This window comes from Pseudomonas sp. 1 R 17, from assembly GCF_900067035.1.
Taxonomy (GTDB): Bacteria; Pseudomonadota; Gammaproteobacteria; order Pseudomonadales; family Pseudomonadaceae; genus Aquipseudomonas; species Aquipseudomonas marginalis.
In genome coordinates, this window is the sequence record NZ_FKLB01000062.1 from 97,000 (window position 1) to 121,581 (window position 24,582).

Consider the following 24,582-nt stretch of genomic DNA (forward strand, 5'->3'; position numbering starts at 1 on the left):
CCGCCCTTCGCTTCGGCCTCGCCGCCGCCGCCGGAGAGTTGGCTACCGCCTTTGGTGTTACCGGCTGGCCGGATGGCACAGCCACGACCGCCGCACGGGTATGTCTGCATGCGTGGCTAGCTGAACGCGGCGGCGCCGGTAACTTCGAGGGCGATGCAATTTTGGCGCGGTTGCGCCAGGTCATCGAGCGCTTTGGAGAAAGCCGCTTCACCCGCTGGGAATCTGCCGCCGCCAGGATCGATGAGCACGGCCCGCGCACAATTGATCGGCTGGGTTTTCGCAAGACCATGGAACACGGCATGGGCGACGCCCTGCACACCACTAACACCTACTACGTGCTGCCGGAAGCATGGCGCTCCGAAATCTTCCGAGGCATGAACCTCAGTGCGGTTAACAAAGAGCTCCTGCGAAGGGGCGTTTTAGAGCCGGGAAAGGATGGCAAAGCCTCGACGGCGGTGCGACTACCAGGACTGGGCTTGCAGCGCTGTTATGTGGTTGTGGCAGTGCCAGAACAAGGTGATCAAAACGCCCAGGCGGCCTAACAACGGCCCCGCCAAGAGGAATGCAGGCTCACCTTGGCCTGGCCCGCCAACGGAAAAAAAACCAAACAACCTTTCGCCTTTAGGAACTCAACATGAACCAGCTAAAGCAGCAAAAAGCCAATTTGATTCAAGAACTGGAAACACTGGAAGAAAGCCTGCCACAACTGGAGGCTGAATGGCGCAATGCGCCCAGTGGCTTCAGTGCGAATGGCAACGTAATTGGAAGCCCTGAAAGCCGCGAGGCTATGGAAAAATTATCAAGCGTCAAAGCCCGCATAGATGCGATTCCCGGTGAGCTGGCATCAATTGATCACAAGCTTCAACACCTGGAGAGGCTGGAAAAAATTGGTCAGATCAAAGCTGACGCTATTCACGCGATGACCGATGCAACCGCTGAAGTCGAAGCGCTGGAACGGAAAAAAACGCACCTGAACGAGCGGTTTCTGACAATTCAATCAGAAGCCGATCAAGCCCTGGAAAAGGCACAACAAGCCGAGCGTGACGCGGCGACGTCCTACGCAAAAAGCCTGGCAAGTGGCGACAGCGAAGGAGAAAAATCAGCAAGCAGCGAGATGCAAAAGGCTGCGAAGCAACTGGCAACAACGGATGAGCAGGTCAGAAGGCAAGACCTGATCCTCAGTGCTCTCCAAGTCGAGCTTGATACTCTTGAAGCTCAAATCACGAATGCCCGCCAACGTGTAGATGAGGCCAAGACAGCCGCATTGAGCGCGGTTGGGTTTGCATTGGATGAGGAGTGGAACGCGGTGACCGAGCAACTTCACGCTGTAGGCGCACGGATACTGGCCGTCAGCTACCAAAAAGGCGGAATGGGAGATGGGTTGTCTGGGCTTGAGGTCCCTCGCTTCGGCCCCTTCCATTCGAGGCTTGAACGCTCCGATTTGGCATTGGTAGCCCGTGACATTTCCTTGGACGACCTACTCGCTGCGTAACCCCGAAACAGCCTGCTCTAGCGGGCTGTTTACTCTCCACGGTATCACTCATCACCTGAGGAATATGCCGAACGACAATCCACATGCAAATTGGTAATCGCACGAAGCTCATCCTAATCGAACGTTCCTCCCCAAATACGCGACTCAATAGGGTAATGCGTACTCCCGAAAAAGCCGAACCAGCCAAAACCAGGATATAGACACGCTGCTCGCGACTTCGTAGTCTGCGAATCGGCAATGTCGTTTTTTACTCTCCTCTCTCTCGTGGCGCGCCTCCGAAGTGACTCCAGGGCAGTCGAGGTTTTTTTAGTAAAAATAGATAGGCTTGTACGATAAAGTCACGTAAAAACAATTAAATCGGTGTCGTCTATTTATAGCCATTTCACTCATGGAGATTGTTTTGGAAGACAAGATAAAAAACTGGGTTGAGTTGGAAGGCTATCCTCTGGAGTTTTCTACAGCTCATAAGTTTAAGAAAAGAAAATTCTCGGTAGAGCAAAGTTACTTTGCAAAGGACAAAGACGGTAAAGCGAGAGAGGTCGACGTACTTGCAACAGCAAATTATCTATTTGGGCGTTCATTCCTACGAATCAAACATGTAGTTGAATGTAAATGGAGTAAAGATAAGCCCTGGATTTTATTTAATGACGAAAAAAGATTTGCGACATCCGCATTAGCGGCTCAGCTAATATCATCGTCTGCAGGCGAAGCTATTGCCTGGGCAGCGGCTGGAAGTGAAGAGTTTAAAAATTTAAATATGTTCCAGGAAGAAGGCTTTTCCTTCTCAGGAAGACAGGCATTCTCAAAAGGAAATGATTTATTTTATCAGGCGGTTCAAGGAGTAGTTTCGAACTGCTTAAACATAACGAGATCATACGACGATTATGACTATAAGCCAGAAGATCACATTTTGGCAGTAATTGCTCTACCAATGATCGTGGTTGACGGAAGCCTTTTTAAAGCTACGTATGCCTCTGACAGCGACGAGCTTAAATTGGAGAGTATCAGCCATGCTCGTTTGCACTGGAAAGGAAATGAGGGTCGTGAATTAAACACGATAATCGACATAGTAACATCAGACTATCTAGATACTTTCTTAGACAATCGTGAAAGAGAGTTAAGTATTCTACTCAACTGCTTTGGAAAGACTTTAGCACAGTTAACTAGATGTTTTGATGAAAAAACAGAGAAATACTTAGAGATCACTGAAGGGCCAAGGGGAATAACTGGCATCCCGAAGTTATTGCGACAATTGAAAGAGCTGTCAATGCTTAATAAAAGTCTCAGCTCAAACGCATCTGAAGATGTACAGGGTCAAACGGATTGAGCCATGCACATCAAGGCGATCAAACTTCTCATTTTGGCGAAGTGCTTTTACACACTTGGGACCATAGATAGCCAACTGCAAATGAATTATCCACCCGACCGGTAGCTTCGCAGTTACTGATTTATGGCCATTTTTTAACGCAACTGTCCACCATCGCGGAAGCAAATAGCTAGTGCATGCTTCAGCCGTGATGCGTAGTTCGGAGAAGCGGTCGAAGCTCTCGCCCTATGGATGCACCAATAAGTCCAACCGCAGAAAAAACTGCAGCAGCAGCCGTATCGCGAGAGCTTGATTGCAGATTATGAGCGAAGTCGTTTCTTGCTTGCTTTGCCTCCTCAACAAGTGACAATAAATGGCTAGTTAGTATATTTGCATCGACCAGCCCTTTAATATTTTTATCCATTTTCCATTTACTGGGAGGACCTACGTGCTTAACATGCAGCTCAGTGATTATTTTTTCGGTGGCTGCCCAGCCAATTAACAATGATGACGAGAAGTCATGATTGGAATAGCTAAAGCTGGATGAGTAAATTAGAGAACAAATATCCATGCAAGAGCTGCCCAATTCATCTCCAATAGATTTAAATACCACTATAAAGTCATTAACCACATCAGCACTAAGCACATGATTTTTACGTTCTTGGCGAGGTGCCGAGTCGTGCATGTTCTGAATATGTAACACCCCATTTATTATGTTGGCGGTCGCATAGTTATCTGGGGCAGATGGCTGAGGAAGCATGAAAGATTTGTTGCTTGAAATTGCTGCTTCCGACATAAGAACAAGCATTGCCGAATTCATATATTTGAATCGCAAGTACGATATGCTTTTTCTTATCTCGCGCTGCTGAATCTCAAGCTCAGGGATTTCCCCAGTGCCCTTGAAAATTTCAGTTATGCCACCACCTGCATACTTCGATGATCTATCAAATTGAAAGACTATATAACCAGTGTTAGTAACCGTAATAGGAACATCCTCGGGGCCGAGCAAAGTTCTTGCGTTCAAATCAAAGGTACTGAACACATTCTCTACAAAAAGAGCGTACGGTCCTAAGGGCGGGGCGGCAGAGATCATCATCTATCCTCGTATATCGGCTCGTAGGGCACCCCTACTTGGAAGCCTTTGCTTGATCGCCCAGCGTCAACACAGCTGAAAGCCCATACCTCTCGAGCGTGAGAAGCTCAAAAGCAAAGCTAGGTATCATACTCAGCAGCATGACAATTTTTTGATCCTGACGTAACATTAAAGGACACTCACGACTGGATGTGACATATTGTATTCCTATCCACCAGTTTAAAAACTAGGCTGCGCTGAGATAATTCACTAAATCTGTTTTTTTGTAAACCGTTAAAAGGACTTAGCTATGTTACCGCGATCAGTATCCTTGTTTCACTTCACAAAGAACATGGAGGTTTTAAAGGCTGTGTTGAAAGATGGTTTCTGGCCAAGATACTGCTTGGAAGATGTGCAGTGGCAGGGTCGGAAGGAGAATGACTACGTCGCTTTTCCAATGGTTTGCTTCTGCGATATCCCTATGAGTAGAATTTCAGAACATGTAAATTTCTATGGCTCTTTCGGGATAGGTTTAACGAAGGACTGGGGCGCTAAGAACAATTTGAATCCTGTATTTTATTTTACCGGAGACAACCCTCTTCATGGAGCAATAAAGTCTTTAATAACACTTGCTAGCGGGTTGAGTGAGGCCGAAAAGAAAACGAGTTATAAGCATGTAAGGTATATCTTGGCGCATTCGAAGCCTACCCAAGGACGAATGCTAATCTCTGATAAACCCGTGCTAAAAGATTTTTATCAGGAGTCAGAGTGGCGATATGTTCCACAGCATGAAAAAATAGATGATTACTTGAGTCTTGGCGAGTATCAGGACAAAGAAGCACTTGATAAAAATAATAAAAAAACAGGAGATTTATGCAGACTGAAATTTTTGCCAAGCGATGTAAAATATATATTCGTTCCAACGGATAGTGAAATTCCAGCCGTTATGAACTTCATCCAAGCTGAGCTTGACTACTTCCCAAATGCCGACCTAAAAATATTAATGTCGCGCGTAATCTCATTGGAAAGTATTTCTTTTGATATGTAAAACAGTTAGAGCATTTTGGCCTTACTCACGCAAATAACTCTTTGCATTGAGTTGAGAAACTTGCATGGGTCAACGCTACGTAGGAGCAGACATTTAGTAAGCTACCCCCTTCGGCCGATTGCTGCCTATTAGAAAGAATAGCAATCGGCCAAAAGTGTAGATATGGAGTTTTCTTTGGGGGGGAGACTAGCTTTAATCACCTAGCTCACCTGGCCTATTTTTTCACAGTGTTATACCAAGCTCCTCGACATTATGGCTTCCAAACAGGGTGTTTATCGCTTCGAGGGCGGTTCCCGGCATGGTTTGCGTGGCAAGCACTGCGAGCCGAGTCATGGGTCGGGATATGGAGACATAGAAAAGGTTGCGGGCACGATAAAAGCCCTTCGTATTCTTGCTATTCAGCGCTTTTGTCTTAACAAGCTCTAGTAGCTGAGGCCAGTTGTAGTGATTCCAGCCACCTCCCAGCACCACCAAAACGTTCTCAAACTCGGCGCCCTTGACGCTATGCTGTGTGGCAAAGGAGGACTGTTTCTCAATGAATTTGGCCACCTCAATAACCTCTCCGTAAGGTATTTTCCTCAGATTGCTGTACCGCTGAAGTGCGGACGCATCGTCAGGTATGGGGTCGCCATTTAGGGCCCTGAGCTCTTCGTCGCGCCGGAGCAGACGATCCGGTGGCGGCGGACGCTTCGTTGCTTTTAGATGGTCGATGACCTGCCCAATCGTGCCATCTGCACGCAGCATCTGGAGGGTATCCATGTCGCTACGCCAACAGGTTTTGTCTTCATGCTTGGTGATCGTAGGACCGGAGCCGAACACCCTGAACATATCGCCGAAGCGAGATGCATCATAGGCCGCACACATGGGTTCGACCACTTCTACAAAGAACTTGATCGCAGGGTCTTCCTTCTTTACGAATTGTTCGGTACGGCCGCTGAATACCTCGGCGATTTTGGGATAACCCTGTTCAGCGGCCAGGACGTTGTGGGTGAGCATCAGTACCTTCGTCTTGCTCAGGTCCCAGCCCTCGGCTTGCAGTCGCTGCATCAAGTCTTCTCGAGTGCGTCGCGCTAGGTCGGGTGGAAGATCCTCTTTGGAGTGCCTGTCGTTGGTCCGTTGACCTTTGTAGGCGTTGGAGTGAAAAAACCGTGCCTCGCCCTTCGCCTCGGGTTCATGGACGGCTTGCTTAAGTTCAGGGCGCAGTTTGTTCAGCACATCGACAATTGCAGGCACCGATCGAAAGTTGGAGCCTTTGGGAATTTCTTCTATCGGATACTCTGCGAGCTCGTATTCGCTGCGATAAATAGTCTGCCAGTGGTCCCCAAATAGACCAATGAGCGGACCTGTGGCGGGTCTCAAAAAGTGCTCGGTAATTGCCTCCATAAACTGGGGATGGGTATCTTGATACTCGTCGATGAAGATCACTGGAAACTGTTGACTCAAGAGACGTCGAAACTTTTCCTTCTGCAGGAGATTGGCCATCATCTCCGGAATGTCGTCGTGGCTCAGCGTGATTCTGTCGGTATCGACGCTAAAGTATCCCAAGTTGTAATCCACAGACTTTGATCCGATTCCTCCGCCTTGTTCGACCTTCTCTTTCCGGTCATCCATTTCACCCACGAGGTCACGCAGCGCTTTTTGAAACTGGTGCAGGAACGCCCAGGAAAATCCGTGGATGGTATTGACCAATATGGCTGGGTGATCCTCAATCTCCTGGGCAATTTCGTTACGGGCAACCTCGGTGTAGGTGATGCAAGCTACCTTTTGCCCTGCTTGAATTAAGGCTGGGCCTCGCTCTGTAATCAATCGCTTAAGCGCGGCGACCAGGGAATACGTCTTGCCTGCGCCTGCGCCGGCTTCAAGGCGAAAGCTATAACCAGCATCAAGGGCCTCATCGATCTTTCTTTGTGCCTCTTGTGCAGCAACGAGTGCGGGATTCTCAGTAGGCTCCGTCATACCGCCTCCTTCTTAATTGGTGCTTCTACGTTCTGCGCAGGAGCAGGCGGGGCGGAAAGCCATCTTAGGCCTTCATGGATGTAGCGGGGTACAGTCCATTCCTTTTCGCGAATGGCAAACCGCAAAGCCGTATCCGCTTTCGCGAGCCCCTTGGCGATCTCCCATGCCTCAGATGCTTCGTCCTGTTCCTTAGGCCATTTAAATCGATCGGGGTTTGCTAGAACGAGTGCATCTTCATAGCTGCGGGCACAAATGTTAGCGCCAGGCTTCTCTGCAATCTGATAGGCAATACGACGGTAACCGCTTTGCTTCTCTTCGGCAGTCTTGGCAACAAGCTCTGCCGGAGTGATCTGCCAGCCATCCTTATCCGCGACGTCGTCGGGACGAAACCAATCCTTGATTGCTGCATTCGATGTCCGCTCGCCTTCAGCCACGGGGCACTTATCCCAAGTCGTAATATTTTTCCCATGCTTGTTCTGCTTTTCCACCGGCTTTGTTGAATCTATGTCGGTGACGACCAAGGTCTTGAGCTCGAGGAAGTCGAGGAGTGGATAAAAGATGTGCGCATGTGCTCCGCCGACCTCGACGCAGGTCACATACTGTCTAGCCAGCTTGTGCTTGTCTTCGAGCGACTTATCGACCAATTCGCACAGACGGGGCATCAGTAGCCTCTCCGTTGTCCCCTCAACCATGATGGCCTTGTCCGCAAAGTACAGATCACACTTGGTTAACGTCATGTACTGGTGCAGGAAGTCTTGGTCGTCGGGAGAAACGCTGCTCAAGCCCTTCTTGAAGTCTTTGACCTTGGTCTGACGAGCATTTGCTGAGGTTGGCGACTCATTTAGGAAATACCGCACGGCTTCAAACGATGCGGTATTTGCCACATGCGGAGAATGCGTCGTGATGACGAACTGAACGTTCCACGCAGCCTCTTCAGGGTAGCTCGTCGACAGTTTTCCAATGGCAGCATTGAGCTGGTTGATAAAAACTTCTTGCATCTGCGGATGCAGGTGAGCCTCAGGCTCTTCGATGAATATTAGGTGAGTTGCTGGACGGGTTGTCTTGGCTCGATAGGCCTTATGGTAACTCTCGAGCTGTAACAGCATGTAGATCAGGTTGCGAGTGCCGAGGCCATTATAGCCCTCCGGGAGATGTACCCCGTCGGTGCCTGTGTAGACCACCCTTGTGTGGTCCGACAGCAGGGCCTCAACGTTCAATGAGGTCTCGGGGCGAAGCTCGGTATCGTTGAGGCTCGGGAAGCCCAGTACCTCCATGGCTGGCAAAAGCTTTTTCAGCATATGGTCGAAGTCGCCTTGAACATTGCGCTCAATGTCTTCGACGGATGCCTTCAGCTTCGCCGCAAGCTCCTGATCTGCAGCCGCAGCAGTTGGTGCGGAGGCAGTTTTGAATAACGCGCTGAGCAACTTCCCAATGACATCGGCATCGCCATGCTTCGCATGGTCGAGAGTTCTTTGTGCCCGAACGAAATTACACTGCAGCAAAGCCGATAGTGCGGCTGCGCCCTCAAAATCACGGCGATTGGTAGCGTCGGTGGGGTCGATGGCGAACACATGGATGCTGTATGCCTTGGGCACCGTGTCGCGTAATGAGCGAAAGAAATGAGTTCTTGGTTCGACACCTTCTGGTGCGAGAGGGGTATCAAGCAGAGTGTGGAGGGCTGCCAGTGTCGCTCGGTACTCTAAGCATACAATGGCAGTGGTGGAGTCTAGATCCAAGTCAATGACGAAAGGCGAAAGAGGTCCTAAATTCTGGGCTGAGATGTCGTATCGGAAGGTGAGCGTCAGAGCAATCGTAGGAAGTGCCGCGAGTACGTCCTCCGGCTTCGCTGCTTGCTCTCTAAGCATTTTTGCTGTGAAAAATCGCTCGCGCTGCGCGGGCGAGAAGTCTTCAAGACGAAACCGAGCCCCTGTCTCTCCGGTGAAACGATCAAAAATATCGGTAAAAGAAGTCTTTCCGCTGTTATTACGTCCGACGATCACTGTGGATTTTTTTTCCAACGTTATCTCAACATCCTTAAGCAGTCGAAATCCCTCGACTCTCACCTTTTCGACTCGCATTTGAGCTCTCCCAATTGGCTATCCTAAGCGGCTTCTTAACTAGCCGAATAAGTGTCCTTTCTTTTTGAATCTACTGATCGATATGTTTGGCACATTGCTAACAAACGTTACCGTCAAATACCACTTCTAACCAAGCCTGTCCCTAATCTTTTACCTTTTCCATAAGATTAAGCTGATCGCTCTATTTTCAATCATCGTTATTAGCGTGAGATGGACTAGCGGGCGCATGTCGATAAGATCTTTGTATGCGACTGACGTTTTAGCGCGGCCAGTTGTCCTCTGAAGCGCACTGATTGGGCCTTTGGACGAATGCTGCCAGTGACTAAGGGTGCTTCTCGCCGTGAACCCTCCTCAGTAGAGATAGGCCAATATTAGAGCTGCCAGCTCGAGTACAGCCTTCAGTTGTAATACCCGTGAGTTTGTAACACCTCATCAGATTCCAAGCCAACGAAGGTGTAAAACTTTAAAAAGCCATATAAATCATTAAGATAAATAAATATGTAATATCTGCAATACCATTTTTAGGACCCCAAGCCCCGCTCTTGGGCAAACTTTCAGCGATAGAGGTCATGGTTCTGCCTCCCCCACTTCAAAATCCCAAGGGTCCCTGGAAGATTTGACTAGACACGGGATGAGAAACCCGGCGGATCTCGTTAGTGGCTGGGCTCCAAAGTTAGTTGACTGGTTGACCGAGTTGACCAGGTCAATCGTTCACTATCCTGAACGAAACCCATGATCATTACAGATCCAGTAAGGATGCCCTTTTCTCTTCAAGATCCTTTCAATTTCAAGGTTGAAATTTCAGTAAGCTGGTGCGGCTGCCGCTACCACGATCCCGCGGGTTTCATGCCCCGTGTGAAGCTAAAGCTCTCAGGGTCCCCAGCCTGATTTCCTCTCATCAAAAGGTGGGGCCAGCGAAATTCCCTTGGTAGGCTCTTGCGCAAAGCGCCTGCCCACAACACCCGGATGCTGACTTTAGCGTTACACGCAGGGGCAGCGTTACATCGGGGGTACGCTATGTCGCTCTACTGTGTAACAGGCATGAAAGCCAAAGAAACCGGGCGTTTGGTGAAGGTCGTTACACTCGTAACACCGGTTACACCAGTTTTGGAGGAGGGCCGGATATGTGCTCGGATGCTGCCTTTCCAAATTGTGTCATTCGCGAAAAATAGCAATCGACCAGAAGCGGGCTTACAGAACATGGCCGATTGTTGATGGTTGCCATGGCCTGGGCCCGCCTAGAGATTCACGACCTATTCAATGTCAGCATCAATGCACGCGCTTGTGATATCGGCAACATCCAGAAGCGATAGGCCAAGCGCCTTATTGTGTGGTTCGACCATTGCCCAGGCCTCTGCAACATTCATGTGCCGAATATGTTCGACTACACCTAGCTCGTGGCCTCTTTCATCGCACTTGGCGATTGCGTATGCAAAGCCGTCCTGTCGGCTGTTTACCAGGCAGAAGGCTTGGCGCAGTTCGGGTGTGCGGCCAGTTATGGATTCAATGAAGGTGTTGTATAGCGGCATAGATACCGCGCCGGTGAAGTTCGTCGCCTGTCGGGAGGCTGGGTGTAGGGTAATTGACCAGACAGTGACCGTGAATGCGTCTTGGCCGTGAGCGTTGGCGAAAGTCATCACGGCAGGAGTGTGATTGCCGTTGCCGTAGTCGGGCTCGTGAGGAGCAAATGCCACTCTCTGCTCCAGGAGACGGCCGGGGGACGGAGCGCACATGTAAGACCAGTGTAGTGGTTTCACATCTCCTGCCGGATCAGGCCTTGAGTAGTGTGAGGCGGTGAGGCTTGTTGGATTGAAAGATTGGTTTATCAGGTAATCGCGAATCTTCTCGGGTAAGCGCCATAGCGCGTCGGTGCCAACGCTCAAGAACGGCTTTGGTGCTAGTGACGGTATCTCAAGTAAGGCAATAGCAACATGCGTAGTCCCGTGTAGGTGCGCAGGCAGCATTGCGCATGCCCCATTCCAATCATGGAAACCGAGGAGCTGGCTGAGCATTTCTCGCTGAGAGGCGAGCTTGCTGACGCAGCCAAGAGATTTGGATGTGGAGTGAAGAATCTGCGATAGCAGTTTTACATCGTGCGAGGAGAGCGCGGGTATCAACATACGAGGCACCAGATTAGCGATCTATGTGCATCTGGTTCCCCCGGTTACAGACACTAGATCGGGCTGATTTAGGGCCATGCATGAGTTTGTCGCGCCTCCGCAAGCGGAGGAGGAGAAAGCATTTACCGTGCACGTATGTGCGATAGGGGAGGCAGGAGCTTTCAAAACCGTCGTTAGGATATGGCCTATTCGAACTCGCTGCAATGACTTCAAAAAAAGGGAGCGAGTTTATGTTCTCAGGCCTGAAGGTCAGCTACTGGCCGTTTCTTGCCGATCAAGGGCCACCCAGTGTGCTGGTCAAATCCGATGCAAACGACTGGTCAAGTCCATGCAACTACGCATCTAGGGAATCAAGATGACCAGCGCGATTTCCGATCACCAGGTGGTGAGGACAGCTGATATGCAATGCGACTGGCTCGAGGTAGATTGACTACCTGACAACACGGCGGGAGAACATCATGGAAGACACCCCTTTGCTTGCGTCATTGCTCAAGCGCATGAATGAAAACCAACTGGCCCTGGGGGCAGCTATCGAGGAGCTGTCAAACTGGGTTGAGCGAAGAGGATCTACAGAAGTGGCACAGAACATTCGAGGGGCACTGGATACCCTGGATGGAAATGCAGGATTTATCACCCTTGCGCTTGCCTCACTTGCGGCAGAAGGTCGAACGAAGAATTAACTACTCAGTTGGATGGCAACACATCAGCAATCATTTGGTGTTTCTCTACCTACCTCGAAAAAGTGGCCAGAAGGAAGCGCCGTGTATGCCCACGTGTATGCCTAACCGAAGAACCAACAAACGCACCCAATGAATACGGGCATTTTACTGTCCAGTTCAAACGACGCCGGGCCATATAGCAGTTTCAGGCTGTCTCAGACAGAGTACGAAACACTCCAAGAAGCCCGTCCAGTGCGGGCTTTCTTGTTTCTGACGATCCGTGAATCCCCCTGTCGCGCCTTTTAATCAAGCGCCTTAGCGTCCTCATAAACACAACCCCAAACCCAACAATAACAATACCCCCCAGCCAAAATCCCCCTAAATACAATCTGGCATCCAAACACAACAGTAACGTACGCTAACCCCCTCACCCCCGGAGACTCACGGATGAGCACCACCACCCCCCAATCGCTCTCCCTCTCATTGCGCTCCTACTCCGGTCAGGTCGAGCTTCACCAGCATGACTTCCATCAAATCGTGCTCCCTCAATCCGGGTCGATGGAGATTGAGGTCGACGGACGAGGCGGCAAGGTCGATGCAAGCCAGGGGGTGGTGATTTCTGCTGGGGCCCGGCATACCTTCCTGGCCAACACCCATAACCGTTTCCTGGTGCTGGACGTCTCGACCGGGCGTGGCGAGGCGCAGAAGGGTCCGGTTGCGTCATTTGACCCACTCAACGACAAGCGCTTTTTTGCGGTCAGGCCCGATATACGGCATTTGCTCGATTACGCCAGTTGCAACGGGCCACAGTTGGTCGGCTCGCTCGCGATGGCCGAGTCCTGGAGTCGGTTGCTGTTGTGTTCGTTATTGCAGCCCGAGGTTGCGCGGAGCGATCCCGGTCAGTTCATTCTTGCTCGCGCGCTGGCCTACATCGAGCAGCACTTGGGCACGGCCCTGACGGCGCATGATATTGCGCGTTATGCGGGCACGAGTGAGCGGCGCTTGTATGTGCTGTTTGGGCAGCACCTGAACACAACGCCGTTCTCGCATATCGCGAACTTGCGCCTGAATCTGGCCATTGACCTGCTGCGCCAAACGTCTTTGTCGATCATTGATATTGCGCATCGCGCCGGGTACGCCGACCAGAGTGCGTTAACCCATGCCCTGAAGAAAGCCCGCCATCTGACGCCGGCCGTGGTGCGTAAACAAGGGCGAGATCACTGAAAAAACAGCAGTCCCGAACAATTCTTCGGCGGGCCTGATCAATACTCGCTCTCTCGACCTTTCTATTGTTCCCGCTTGAGGATTATCCGCAGACGGGGCTTGCATGAGCACTTCCAACCCATCCATCACCCTTGCCAAGGGCACCGCCAGTGCGACGCTGATCGGGGTGATTGCCGTGTTTTTGTGGGCGTGCCTGGCGCTTCTGACCACCTTGACCGCCGGGATCCCGGCCTTTCAGTTGCTGGCTTTGAGCTTCGCGGTCGCCTTCGTGGCCAGCCTGTGCGTGCTGGGGCTGCGTGGCGCAGCAGGGTTCAGCAGTTGGCGCCAGCCCTGGTCTGTGTGGGCGACGGGGTTTACCGGGATCTTCGTCTATCACGCGTTGTATTTCTTTGCCCTGAAGGCCGCGCCTGCGGCTGAAGCCAGCCTGATTGCCTACCTGTGGCCGCTGCTGATCGTGCTGCTGTCGAGCTTTGCCACCGGCGAGTCGCTGCGCAAGCGCCAGCTGTTGGGCGCCTTGCTCGGCCTGGCGGGGACGGCCTTCATCATGCAACTGCGGGCCCGGAGTGACAGTGCGTCGATGCCGGTTATCGGTTACGCCGCCGCCTTTGCGTGTGCCTGGGTCTGGGCGATTTATTCGGTGTTCAACCGGCGGTTCAGCCATGTTCCGAGCAGCATAGTCGGGGGTATTTGCGGGCTGGTGGCTGTGGCCGGGGGGCTCTGCCACCTGGCGTTCGAAACCACGGTGCGGCCTGAGCCGGGCCAGTGGGCGGCGATCATTGCCCTGGGTTTGGGCCCGGTAGGCCTGGCTTTTTTCGCCTGGGACCACGCGACCAAGCACGGAAACCTATCGATGCTGGGCGCCCTGTCTTATCTGGCGCCGCTGTTCTCCACACTGCTGCTGATTGCCGTGGGGCAAAGCGATGCCAAGCCGATCTTGATGATTCCCGCGGTGTTGATCATTACGGGGGCGGTCATCGCCACTTCACGCTCACGCACGACCTCGCGTTGATCTCGACGGGTAAGGAGACAGGGAAATGAACTTGATAGCTTCGCAGGGAACCCTGAGGATCGAGAGCGACGGGCCGAGTTTTTCAGTCGCGCCCACGCGGCCCTTACTCAGTCATCTGGGAAAGCCATCGTTGCAGAACAGCCGAACCGGCATCCGCCGTCGCGCCCATGGCGAGGCGCCTCGTGTGCTGCTGTTTGTGCCGCCCTACACACGCCTGATCGAGCCCACGTCGCACGACAGCGCATTTGCCCGCATCGGCATTGATACGTTCGAAGTGATGAAGCGTGCCGGTACGCCTATCGGCCTGTTGCGCATCGCCACGGTGGCCCGGCGGGCCGGTTATGACGTGCAGATTGTCGATTCGCCCTTTGCCGGCTGGTCCCAGGAGCACAGCCTGGTCAAGGTCGACCAAGGGCATCTGATCCGCTACGGCCTGACCGATACGCAGATACGCGAGATCATCGAAACCGCGCAGCCCGATATTGTCGGGATCCAGTGCAACTACACCGTGCAATGGGGCAATGCACGGGCGTTGGCCGAGCTGGTGAAAACCCTCGATCCCAACCTGGTGCTGGTCACTGGCGGCGCTCACTCCAGTGGTGACTGGAAGAACGCACTGCTGGATTCGGCCTTCGACTTCGCGCTGATCAATGAAGCTGACCGCGCCTTTACCCTGCTGCTCGATGCCTTGACTCACGAAGGCACAGACATCAATGCCGTACCTGGGGTGGCGTACCGCGACAGCCGGGCGCAACTGATCCGGCCCACCCAGAAGTCCAGCTACCTGAGCATCATCCCCAAGCGGCAGGACCTCGAGGAGCGGCTCGGCGTCATGCCCTTGCCGGACTTCAGCTTTCTGGACATGAAGCATTACCTGCAGCCTTATCACTCCTCAGGAGCGCGCGTACGCAAGCATGGCGCCTGGGCGCAGATATTCTCCACGATTGGCTGCAACGTGAACTGTAACTTCTGCTACATCCCGAAAATCAACGGTCCTTGGCGTGCACTTGGCCTGGACTGGTTTGACCTGCACCTGGCCGATCTGGTGAAACAGGGAGTCACTGAAGTGCTGATCGAGGACGATCACCTGATGCATGACCCGTTGTATGCGATGGAGGTTGGCAAGCTCCTGAAAAAACATGACTTGCCCTGGGTCGAAGAAGGCGGGTTGAGCCTTTTCAACCTGATCCTGCTGCATTTGGGCGAACGCTTCATCGACCAGATGGATGAGAAGGAGCGCAAGAACCCGCAATATCGCAATGTGATCGAGGCAGTAAAAGGCGGGCTCACGGCAAGGAAGTTCATTCGGTCGATTGCCGAAAATGGCTGCTACAACATCTACCTCGCGGTGGAGAGCGCGAACGAAGACAGCCTGGTCAATTCCAACAAATCCCGACTTAACGCAATTCAGCACTCGACGTTCGAGCTCATCGAGATTTTTACCGAGCACGGCATTCAGGTTACCGGCGGGTTCATGCTGGGGTTCGTCAACCCCCCCGGCGGACCTGGGCAAAAGCCTTTTGTAGAGAGCCTGGAGCTGATCGACCGCACCATCGATTACGCGGTCAACCTCATGGGTGCCGGCATGGCGTACGCCAACCCGTTTATCGTCACGCCGATTCCCGGGACGTCGATGTGGGAATACCAGCAGCAGTATGTGGTACGTCACTACGACAACGGTTGGTCCCATGAAAAAGCCACGATGGCGACCGACCAATGGAGTGCCGAGGACATCGAGAAAGCACGCATGGAGTTGCTGGTTCGGGCCAACGGGGCTGATCGTGTCCGGGAGATGGTGCGTCGCGGTACCTGGCCTGTGGATGCGTGAGTGAAGGACGCTGGCTGCGAGGATTTTTAGCGTCATACCGACAATCCTGCCCCCACTTCCCTCCTCAGTCTGGCTTGGGGAGTAGGGAGTGGGGGCACAGCCCACGCTTCAGACCCGAGCAGGCGACACAATGATCTTCACATTGTGTTCCTTGTTTTTAACCAGTTCCTCGAAGCCCTGGCCCACGATCTGCTCCAACTGAATGCGCCCCGTCACCAGTGGCGAGATGTCCAGCCGCCCATCCGCGATAAACGCGATCACGTCGGCGAACTCACCGTTATAGGCCAGCGCGCCGAGTACCTGTTTCTCAGTGGCCACCAACTCGAAAAAGTTGAATTCACTGGGTTCTTCGAAGATGCCCACCAGTACGCACTTGCCGGCCTTGCGGATCAGGTCGATGGCGAGTTTGGCCGTGTGTTTGTTGCCGATGCATTCGAAACTGACGTCCGCGCCGAGCCCGCCGGTCAGGCGGCGGACCTCGGCCAGGGCGTCGCATTCATTCGGATCGAGCACATGGGTCGCCCCCACTTCCCGGGCCTTGGCCTTGCGCGCGCCGGACATTTCCAGCGCGATCACCTGGGCCGCGCCCGCCGCCTTGGCGCACATGATGGTGCACAGACCGATGGTGCCGGCGCCGACCACCACGACGTTTTGCCCGAGCAGGCTTCCGGCTTTTTTCACCGCGTGCATGCCGACGGCCAGAGGCTCGATCAGCGCCCCGGCTTCAGCGGGGAAGTTCGCCGGTAGCTTGTACAACAGGTTGGCGGGCACGTTGACCAGTTCGGCGAACGCACCGTTGTTCATCAAGCCGGTAAAGGCCAGGTTCTCGCAAATGTTGTACAGCCCGTGGGTGCAGTAGTAGCAGGTGCCGCAATGCTGACAGGCATCGGCCGCCACCGGCTCGCCGACGTTGAAGCCCTGTACGCCGGCACCGAGTTCGACGATCTCGCCACAAAACTCATGACCGAGAATGCACTGGCCCTTGATCCCGGTCAGCGGGTGCGGGGCGTCGACCGGAATGAACACCGGGCCGGCCACGTACTCATGCAGATCGGAGCCGCAAATGCCGCACCATTGCACGCGGATCTGCACCCAACCGGCAGGCGGCGAAACGGGCAGCGGCACGTCTTCGACGCGGATGTCGTTACGACCGTGCCAGACAGCGGCACGCATGCTGCGTTGCGAGTTGCTCGAAAGGCTCATAGCGAAGTCTCCTTGAAACGGTTGGCACTGGCGCGCCGGGTGGGTTGCCAGTGGCCAGAGCAAGGCCGGTGCCAGCTGTGCAAAAACGCCTGGACGCCCCTCTCCTAGAGCCGCCGAATGAACACCCAAGGGTGGCCGGCATTGAGGTCAAACGAGACGCGCCATGCCAGATCGCGCACGGTAGCGACGAGACCGCGAGACGTTGCGTCTCACTGCAAGCGTTGATGCCAGGGGCGTGCCTGATCCACCTCAGTCGTCTTCAATAGGGGCGCTTCGCACCCCAACGCGGGGCAAGCCCGCTCACCACAGCAAGCCCGCTCACCACAATAAGCTTGCGCAGGCTCACCCGATAACGCATTCGAGATTGCACCTCCACGCCCCACGTGATCGAGGACTACTCGTAACTTGTGGTGAGCGGGCTTGTCGAATCGTCGCACCGCCCGCGCTGGGCTGCGGAGCAGACCCAAAACCAGGCGCTGCGGTTTACCTGACAGAACACAGGGATCCTGATTGGGGCTGCTTCGCAGCCCAGCGCGGGCGGTGCGACGATTCGACAAGCCCGCTCACCACAGCAAGCCCGCTCACCACAAGTAGGGTGTTCGCCCTTAACTGACGGACCGGCGCCAACCAAGGGTGCTCAAGCGGCCCAAGCCCCCTGTATGACGTTTTGTCAGCCGATCTGTATCTAACGCGCGCCCTGCTCCCGCCCTACCATCAGGCGCATCCAACCTGCGCAACGACGCGCTCAACCTACAGGAGTTAACCCATGCCCGAACTGTCGAGCCTGCTGGCGTATGGTCTGATTTCCCTTGGCATGGTGCTGACGCCCGGCCCGAACATGATCTACCTGATTTCGCGCTCGATCTGCCAGGGGCCGCTGGCCGGGTTGATTTCACTCGGCGGCGTGGCGCTGGGTTTCGTCGTGTATATGCTGTGCGCGGCGCTGGGGATTACCGCGCTGCTGATGGCAGTGCCGTATGCGTATGACGCACTCCGGCTCGGCGGTGCGCTTTACCTGTTGTACCTGGCCTGGCAAGCGGTCAAGCCCGGCGGGCGCTCGGCGTTTCATGTGCGCGACTTGCCCAGGGACGGCCCACGCAAGCTGTTCATGATGGGCTTTGTGACCAACCTGTTGAATCCGAAAGTCGCGGTGATGTATCTGTCATTGCTGCCCCAGTTCATCTCCCCCACTGGCCACGGCAGCGTGCTGACACAATCCATCGTGCTGGGGTTTACCCAGATCATGATCAGTGTGAGCGTGAATGCGGTGATCGCCATCATGGCCGGTTCCATCGCGACCTTCCTGGCGGCCAAGCCGGTATGGCAACGGGTGCAGCGCTGGCTGATGGGGACGGTGCTGGCTGGCCTGGCGGTGCGCATGGTTTTTGATGCGCGGCGTTGAAGACGGGGCTTGAGGACACTGTGGCGAGCGGGCTTGCCCCGCAAGCCACAGGTTACCGGTGGCCTGTTCTTTTTTTGTAGTCAGTGCGTGCGCAGCGCCTCCAGCCGTGCGGGCAGGTCTTCCTCGGGGAAGCGCGCGTGCAACGCCAGCAATTTTTCATCCGCGGCTTTGCTTTCACCCGCTTCCCGCAAGCGCACGATCGCCTGTAACTCTTGCTCCAGCGACGGCAACGCTGACGGCGCGCGTTTGCTGAGTCTGGAGCTCGATTCATCTGCCAACGCACCTGCAATCTCAGCCTGAACCGACGCACTTTCAGCCTTGGGCGCGGCGGTGATGCGCGCCATCGGCGCGGGTGCGGACAACGCTGGCGGCGCTGGGCGGGCGGTTTCTTCGTGCATGGCGGAGAAGGTCGCCGTGGAGATTTCGGGTTGTGGCACTGGCGAGCGCGTGACCACGCCGATCATCAGCGCCAAGCCGGCCACGGTGGCGAATGCCATTTGCCAGCGCGGGCGTTGGCAGGCGTGCAGCCAGCGTTGCCACAGGCTCGGTTGCGGCGCCGGGGCCTCGCGGCGGGCGGCGTTGAGGATGAGGGCGTCAAGGGACGCGGGCGGCTCGCCGGTGCTGTGTTGACGGTAATGCTGGATCAGCACGTCGTCGGTGTCGGGAGTGTGTCGAGAGTCGGTCATGCGAGTATCTCCTCGGCCAGCAGGCGGCGCAGTTTCTGCTGGGCGTAACGCAGGCGGCTTTTTACGGTTTCCAGCGGGGCGCCGGTGAGGGCGGCGATTTGCGGCACGTCGAGGTCGCCGTGCAGGCGTAGCAGGAAGACTTCGCGCTGGTCTTCGGGCAAGGCTTGCAGGGCGGCGTCCAGGCGCGCCTGGTCGCGGCTCAGGCTCAGCTGTTGCTCGGGGCCGGCGCTGTCGTCGGCCTGGGCGTGCAGTTGCTCATCGTAGCTGTCGTGCAGCGGGTTGTGGATGCCGTGCTTGCGCCAGTGGTCGATCAGGCGGTTGCGGGCGATCTGGAACAGCCATGTACGAAAACTCGCCCGGCCTTGCGGCTGGGTGCTGCTGCGGATCAGGCTGAGCCAGGTCTCCTGGTAGATTTCCTCGGCCAGTTCGGCCTTGTTGCTCAGGGACACGAGGAAGCGGTAGAGGCCTTGGCGATGCCGCGCGTACAAGGCTTCGAACGCAGCGGCGTCACCGGTTCGGTAACGGGCCAACAGCGATTCGTCGCTGGATGGATCATCTGGAACAGCCATGCAGGGGGCGAACTCCTTTTGTAAAGTTAACGCTGTTGCGTTCAAGATCAGGGTTTCAGGCTTTGGGCCAGTTCCACCAGTTGCACGAACTCGTTGCGCAGACCAAAGGGGTCATCGCCCCGGGCCGAGCGGGCCAATGCGGCGGTGTCCTTCAAACTCATGCTGCCAGTGTAGCGGCCATCGCCCTTGAGCTGTTGGGCGAAGGCGGCCACCGCCGCCGAGAAGCGCAGGTCGTCGCTGGCCTGGGTGGTTTCGTGGCGGATGGGCCGTTCGATCAAGCGGCTGTCACCGCCCGTGGCGGGCTTGTAGCGCACGCGCAGCATCGCCAGTTCATCGGATTTACCTTCGGCCGCAGGCGCAGTGGCGTAGCGCAAGGGCTCCAACCAGCCCCTCTGGCCCTTCGGCACAATTTCATACAGCGCGGTCACGGTATGCCCTGCGCCGATCTCACCGGCATCGACTTTGTCGTTGTTGAAATCCTCACGCTTGAGCGCGCGATTTTCATAGCCCAGCAGTCGATACTCGCTGACCTGTGCCGGGTTGAATTCCACCTGCACTTTCACATCCCGCGCGACCACCGCCAGGGTTGAACTGAGCTGGTCCACCAGCACCTTGCGGGCTTCGCGCAGGTTGTCGATATAGGCGTAATTGCCATCGCCGGCATCGGCCAGTTGTTCCATCAGGTGTTCGTTGTAGTTATCCACACCGAAGCCGAGGGTGGTGAGGGACACGCCGCTTTTACGCTGGCGGGCGGCCATTTGCTTGAGGCTGTCGAAGTCGCTGACGCCCACATTGAAGTCACCGTCGGTGGCCAGCAGGATGCGGTTGATGCCCTTGTCGATAAAGCCTTCGCGGGCCATCTGGTAGGCCAGTTCGATGCCGGATGCGCCTGCCGTGGAACCGCCGGCGGTGAGTTGATCGATGGCATTGCGGATCTTGGCCTTGTCGCGCCCCGATGTGGGCTTGAGCACTACGCGGGACTCACCGGCGTAGACCACCAACGCAACCCGGTCCTGATCACGCAACTGATCCACCAGCAATTTCAGGGTGCTTTGCACCAGCGGCAAGCCTTCGCGGCGGTCCATGGAGCCGGACACATCCACCAGGAACACCAGGTTGGCCGGCGCCAGGTCCGCCACGGCGCGGTCAGACGCCTTGATGCCGATGCGCAGCAGTTTCGTGCGCGGGTTCCAGGGTGTGGCGGCGACTTCGGTGGTCACGCCAAACGGTGAGCCGTCGGTGGGCAAGGCGTAGTTGTAGGGGAAGTAGTTGACCATTTCCTCCAATCGCACAGCGCCTTCGGGCGGCAGGCTGCCTTGGTTGAGGAAGCGTCTGACGTTGGCGTAGCTGCCTGTGTCGACATCCACGCTGAAGGTGGACACCGGCGTTTCGGTCACGCGATGCACCGGGTTGTCCGGCAGGTTGGCGTATTGCTCGCGGGGTTCGCTGCGGTAGTCCATCGCCGCTGATTCCTGCATGCGCATTGGAGCGGGCATTGCCATGCGCTTGACCAAGGCGCCCTGGGGCGACGCGCGTTGCAGCTCGGCTACGGGCTCGGCCGGTTTGGCCAACTCAGGGGATGAAGACAGCCCACACCCGGCCAGCGCCACCACCAGGGTGACGGCAAAGCCTTGGGCAGCAGGACGCAGGAAGAGCAGAGGACGGGACATGGGCTGAACCTCGTGAATGAATGATCCGTTCACAAGGTCAGACGCAAGGTGCGGGATGTTCGGGTTAACCCTGGTTCGAATAACACCACAGTTGGTCTGTGGTGTTCTCAGAATCCGGATATCAGTCCGTGCCGTACTTCGGGTTGCGCGGGCCGTACAGGATCCCCGCGCGTTGGCCCGGCGACAGCAGGCGTGCACTGGTGATGCCGGCAATCGGGTGCGCCGCATCGGTGGAGCTGTTGATCACTTGCTTGACCGCCGCGGTGATCAGCATGCCCACCAGTCCGCCGCCGTTGTTGTTGCCTTCTTCACTGGACGCCCGCGCCGAACCGGTCCACAGGGTGGTGCCGGTGCGCAGGTCCACCAGTTTGGCCGAGGCCGTCACGGCGGTGTCGCTGGAGATCAGCATGTACTTGGTGCCGTACTCGCTGACGGTGATGTACAGCGCCGCGTCCGCGCCGAAGATGTCATGCAGCTTGGCCGGTGGCACGCCCTGGATATCGTTGGCGGTGGTCAGGCCGTTCTGGCGGAAGGTTTCGTCCACCAGGGCAATCGGCAGTACGTAGTAGCCGGCTTCGGCCAGCGGGTAGGTCACTTGCGAGACCAGGCTGTACGAGGCCTGCACTTCCGGCGACTCGTTGATCGGCGGCAGTACCAGGATCGACTTGGGCCGCGCCTGTTTGTACGCGGTGTAGTCAATGGTCTTGGGGGCTGCGCAACCGCCGAGCAAGGCCAGGGCCAGCAAGGCACCGGTGAGTTTTAACAGGCTCATTTAGTGGCCACTCCGGTCTTGGCGTTTTTCAACAGGAAGTCCATGTACGAGGCAGACTCGGGGAACAGCGCCTTCTCAGTGCGGAACTCCTGCACCATCTGGTCATCCTTGCCCATGCTCAGGTACAGCATGCCCAGGTGCGCGTGGTAACCCGGCGGCGCCTTGCGGCCGCTGGCGTTGATCTTTTGCAAATCACGCTCCAGCGCCTCGACCTGCGCTTCCTTGGGCTCGCCCTTGAAGTACTCGTAAACCTGCGGCTGGTAGCTTTCCCATTGATACAGGGGCTGGGGCGCCGTGTGGCACCCGGCGACCGCCGCGATTGCTGTCAGCATCAGCGCCAACTTCACTGCCTTGCTCATCCGTGTACTGCTCCTTGAGGGGTTGCTGATCAGTTGCGCGGGTTCCAGGCGCCGGCGTTGATGCCGTCGACCAGGCGGTTGATGGCTTCGCGCATGGCCAGGTCGAGGACCTTGCCATTGAGGGTGGAGTCGTAGCTGGCGGTGCCGCCGAAGCCGACCACTTCACGGTTGGACAGCGCGTACTCACCGGCGCCCTGGGTGGAGTACACCACTTCGGAGGTGCTGATGTTGACGATGTTCAGTGCGACCTTGGCGTAGGCCACTTGGGTCTTGCCACGGCCGAGGATGCCGAACAGCTGGCGGTCGCCGGTCTCTTTGCGGCCGAACTCGGTCACGTCGCCGGTCACGACGTAGTCAGCGCCCTTGAGCTTCTGCGCGGTGCCCTTGATCGCGGCTTCCTGGGAGATTTCGCCCATGTTGTCGCGGTCCAGCACGCTGAAGCGGTTGGTCTGCTGCAGGTGGGTAATCAGGATGGTCTTGGCCTGGCCACCGAGGCGGTCGACGCCATCGGAGAAAATGCCGCGCATGTAGCTGGAGCGGTTGTCGAACTTGCCCACGGCGATGGGCACACGCACGCCGGAATAGGCGACGTTGGCACTGGCGACCTGTTCCACCGGCATGGCGCGGTTGCTCTCCGTGGCGCAACCGGCCATGGTCAACAGCGCTGCGGCGGTGAGGCCGGACAGCAGGATTTTGGACAGTGTGTTCACGGGGTGCTCCTGGGGGTGGTAAATCGGTAGTGGGCAACGTTAGCGAGACGGGATGTCGCGCAGATCATCGACGATGTCGCGGCTCAACACGCCGGTATAAAAACGCTCGACGCTCGAGTTACCGGAGTTGGTGATGATCCCGCCCATGGTTTTCCATTTTTGCGCTTCACCCATCACGCCGGCAGGCACAAGGTTGTTTCGCGTCTTGGCAAAATGCAGGATCTCGCCAGCGCCCTTCTTGACCTTGACCCGATAGCTGAAATCGACAGCGGCCAGAATGGTGTTGTCATCAACGATCAACGTCGAGAGACCGCCTTTGGAGTCGGGGATATGGCGCGTGTAGACGATGCTGATATCCAACAGGTAATCGGCCTTTTCCTTGCTGGATGCATAACGCTTGGCGCTGAGCAGGCGGTCGACCAGATCGACACCGAGTTGCTGGCGAACCTTGTCATCCGGCAGGAAGCGCTCGTTCTTGCCCACCACCTCAACATCAAACGTGTCGAGCCAGTACGTGGCGTTCTTGGGAATGGTGACCGGTGCCGGCGAGATGTAGTACTCCGGCTTGGAGGCGCAGCCCGCCATCAGGCAGGCGACGAGGAATACGGCAAACATGCGCATGTCTGGATTCGTCCCTGAAAAGTATCGTGCTTTAAACAATCGCGGCATTTTACGGGGTTGAGAGCGGTTCTCAAGGTGTTTCGTCGGTTGCCGTGCGGTGGCGCACATTCCCTCAAGTTATGGGGATACGGGTCGAAACAGTAACTTGGCTTGCTCACTTATAGGGACATTGCGTGCTTAACACTCTGCTTCGGGCTACGGCCCTGATCGCTGCGCTGTCGATGACCGGCTGCGTTTCCTACACCGTCACCGGCCCCATCGCCGCCCCGCTCCACCCGGTCGCTGTCAGCAGCCCGCGCAGTGCGCAAATCGCCGATGTGACGGTGAGCGCCGCCGACGTCAACGAGGCCAACAAAGCCGCCATCAGCAGCTCCCTGACGGCCCAGATCACTCAGTACGTGCGCACTGGGGGTTACTTCAAGCAGGTCACCGAGTATCCGGTGCGCCTGGGCGAGCAGGACGTGACGCTCACATTCAACATGACCGCCCTCAAGGGCCATCGCGCGCCACACCCGGCGTACGTACCCGGTGCGCTGCTGACGCTGACCATCTGGATCTGGGTCAACGGCCCGATCTACGTGGACAGCTTCGAGGTGGCCGGCGACCTGGTGATCGTCGACCGCAACGGCAAGGAACTGGCCAAGGCCAAGGATTCGATCAAATTCGAACACAACGTCGGGCTTTACAGCGGCCAATACTGGGCACCGTCGATGGGCGGCCAACAGCTGACCAAACTGGTCGGGCAACTGCTCGACACCGCCACCGCCAACCTGGCCAAACCGTAATTCCAAGGAGTGA

General features: G+C 55.9%; 21 protein-coding genes and 1 pseudogene. 10 read left to right on the forward strand and 12 right to left on the reverse strand.

All coding sequences use genetic code 11. The features are described from left to right. The 3 genes and pseudogenes from BFP99_RS33800 to BFP99_RS33060 all read left to right on the forward strand — a co-directional run. Positions 1-542: pseudogene (locus tag BFP99_RS33800) on the forward strand (DNA/RNA helicase, superfamily II protein); the annotation flags it as partial. 92 nt (positions 543-634) lie between these two features. Then, on the forward strand, positions 635-1,492 hold the full coding sequence (locus BFP99_RS25970; protein WP_065948548.1) for a hypothetical protein: 858 nt from the start codon (positions 635-637) through the stop codon (positions 1,490-1,492). Between the two features lie 400 nt (positions 1,493-1,892). After that, a complete protein-coding gene (locus tag BFP99_RS33060) occupies positions 1,893-2,819 on the forward strand; it encodes a hypothetical protein (RefSeq protein WP_141690823.1) in 927 nt (308 codons plus the stop codon). A gap of 181 nt (positions 2,820-3,000) precedes the next feature. Here BFP99_RS33060 and BFP99_RS33065 read toward each other — a convergent pair whose 3' ends face one another. Then, positions 3,001-3,894: a hypothetical protein gene (locus tag BFP99_RS33065; protein ID WP_176719704.1), complete on the reverse strand. Its 894-nt coding sequence runs from the start codon at positions 3,892-3,894 to the stop codon at positions 3,001-3,003. A 286-nt stretch (positions 3,895-4,180) separates the two neighbouring features. Here BFP99_RS33065 and BFP99_RS25975 point away from each other — a divergent pair, with 286 nt between their 5' ends. Next, entirely contained in the window at positions 4,181-4,918 is a 738-nt protein-coding gene (locus BFP99_RS25975; RefSeq protein WP_065948549.1) for an abortive infection system antitoxin AbiGi family protein, read from the forward strand. Positions 4,919-5,140: 222 nt separating this feature from the next. Here the strand turns inward: BFP99_RS25975 and BFP99_RS25980 are convergent, their stop codons facing one another. The 3 genes from BFP99_RS25980 to BFP99_RS25990 all read right to left on the reverse strand — a co-directional run bounded on the left by BFP99_RS25980 (position 5,141) and on the right by BFP99_RS25990 (position 10,646). Further along, positions 5,141-6,874, reverse strand: a complete 1,734-nt coding sequence (locus tag BFP99_RS25980; RefSeq protein ID WP_065948550.1) for a UvrD-helicase domain-containing protein — start codon at positions 6,872-6,874, stop codon at positions 5,141-5,143. Next, positions 6,871-8,952 (reverse strand): ATP-dependent nuclease, encoded by a 2,082-nt coding sequence (locus BFP99_RS25985; RefSeq protein ID WP_065948551.1) that lies wholly within the window; start codon positions 8,950-8,952, stop codon positions 6,871-6,873. The genes BFP99_RS25980 and BFP99_RS25985 overlap by 4 nt, the downstream gene beginning before the upstream one ends. Before the next feature lie 1,253 nt (positions 8,953-10,205). Continuing rightward, on the reverse strand, positions 10,206-10,646 hold the full coding sequence (locus BFP99_RS25990) for a hypothetical protein (protein ID WP_141690825.1): 441 nt from the start codon (positions 10,644-10,646) through the stop codon (positions 10,206-10,208). An 884-nt stretch (positions 10,647-11,530) separates the two neighbouring features. On the opposite strand from BFP99_RS25990, the gene BFP99_RS25995 reads away from it, so the two are divergent. The 4 genes from BFP99_RS25995 to BFP99_RS26010 all read left to right on the forward strand — a co-directional run bounded on the left by BFP99_RS25995 (position 11,531) and on the right by BFP99_RS26010 (position 15,792). Further along, positions 11,531-11,752, forward strand: a complete 222-nt coding sequence (locus tag BFP99_RS25995) for a hypothetical protein (RefSeq protein ID WP_065948553.1) — start codon at positions 11,531-11,533, stop codon at positions 11,750-11,752. A gap of 426 nt (positions 11,753-12,178) precedes the next feature. Further along, positions 12,179-12,955 carry a helix-turn-helix domain-containing protein gene (locus tag BFP99_RS26000; RefSeq protein WP_065948554.1) on the forward strand — a complete coding sequence of 259 codons (777 nt, stop codon included), beginning with the start codon at positions 12,179-12,181 and terminating at the stop codon, positions 12,953-12,955. 103 nt (positions 12,956-13,058) lie between these two features. Continuing rightward, a complete protein-coding gene (locus tag BFP99_RS26005; protein ID WP_065948555.1) occupies positions 13,059-13,964 on the forward strand; it encodes an aromatic amino acid exporter YddG in 906 nt (301 codons plus the stop codon). A gap of 25 nt (positions 13,965-13,989) precedes the next feature. Beyond that, positions 13,990-15,792: a B12-binding domain-containing radical SAM protein gene (locus BFP99_RS26010; protein WP_065948556.1), complete on the forward strand. Its 1,803-nt coding sequence runs from the start codon at positions 13,990-13,992 to the stop codon at positions 15,790-15,792. Between the two features lie 108 nt (positions 15,793-15,900). Here BFP99_RS26010 and BFP99_RS26015 read toward each other — a convergent pair whose 3' ends face one another. Continuing rightward, positions 15,901-16,965, reverse strand: a complete 1,065-nt coding sequence (locus BFP99_RS26015) for a 2,3-butanediol dehydrogenase (RefSeq protein ID WP_256098227.1) — start codon at positions 16,963-16,965, stop codon at positions 15,901-15,903. A 796-nt stretch (positions 16,966-17,761) separates the two neighbouring features. Between BFP99_RS26015 and BFP99_RS26020 the strand changes: the two genes are divergently transcribed. After that, the gene (locus BFP99_RS26020) at positions 17,762-18,397 is read left to right on the forward strand and encodes a LysE family translocator (protein ID WP_065926312.1); all 636 of its coding nucleotides are present in this window, start codon (positions 17,762-17,764) and stop codon (positions 18,395-18,397) included. Between the two features lie 80 nt (positions 18,398-18,477). Here BFP99_RS26020 and BFP99_RS26025 read toward each other — a convergent pair whose 3' ends face one another. The 7 genes from BFP99_RS26025 to BFP99_RS26055 form a co-directional block, all read right to left on the reverse strand. Further along, entirely contained in the window at positions 18,478-19,083 is a 606-nt protein-coding gene (locus tag BFP99_RS26025) for a hypothetical protein (RefSeq protein ID WP_065948558.1), read from the reverse strand. Further along, entirely contained in the window at positions 19,080-19,652 is a 573-nt protein-coding gene (locus tag BFP99_RS26030) for an RNA polymerase sigma factor (RefSeq protein ID WP_065948559.1), read from the reverse strand. The genes BFP99_RS26025 and BFP99_RS26030 overlap by 4 nt, the downstream gene beginning before the upstream one ends. A gap of 47 nt (positions 19,653-19,699) precedes the next feature. Then, positions 19,700-21,322 carry a vWA domain-containing protein gene (locus BFP99_RS26035; RefSeq protein ID WP_065948560.1) on the reverse strand — a complete coding sequence of 541 codons (1,623 nt, stop codon included), beginning with the start codon at positions 21,320-21,322 and terminating at the stop codon, positions 19,700-19,702. A 121-nt stretch (positions 21,323-21,443) separates the two neighbouring features. After that, positions 21,444-22,094 carry a DUF799 domain-containing protein gene (locus tag BFP99_RS26040; protein ID WP_065926308.1) on the reverse strand — a complete coding sequence of 217 codons (651 nt, stop codon included), beginning with the start codon at positions 22,092-22,094 and terminating at the stop codon, positions 21,444-21,446. Further along, complete coding sequence (locus tag BFP99_RS26045) at positions 22,091-22,453, reverse strand: DUF4810 domain-containing protein (RefSeq protein WP_027608086.1); 363 nt, start codon at positions 22,451-22,453, stop codon at positions 22,091-22,093. The genes BFP99_RS26040 and BFP99_RS26045 overlap by 4 nt, the downstream gene beginning before the upstream one ends. Positions 22,454-22,482: 29 nt before the next feature. Beyond that, positions 22,483-23,106 (reverse strand): CsgG/HfaB family protein, encoded by a 624-nt coding sequence (locus BFP99_RS26050; RefSeq protein ID WP_065948567.1) that lies wholly within the window; start codon positions 23,104-23,106, stop codon positions 22,483-22,485. Between the two features lie 96 nt (positions 23,107-23,202). Then, positions 23,203-23,784: a hypothetical protein gene (locus tag BFP99_RS26055; RefSeq protein WP_065948561.1), complete on the reverse strand. Its 582-nt coding sequence runs from the start codon at positions 23,782-23,784 to the stop codon at positions 23,203-23,205. Positions 23,785-23,957: 173 nt separating this feature from the next. Between BFP99_RS26055 and BFP99_RS26060 the strand changes: the two genes are divergently transcribed. After that, the gene (locus BFP99_RS26060; RefSeq protein ID WP_083221256.1) at positions 23,958-24,569 is read left to right on the forward strand and encodes a hypothetical protein; all 612 of its coding nucleotides are present in this window, start codon (positions 23,958-23,960) and stop codon (positions 24,567-24,569) included. The last annotated feature ends 13 nt before the right edge of the window (positions 24,570-24,582 follow it).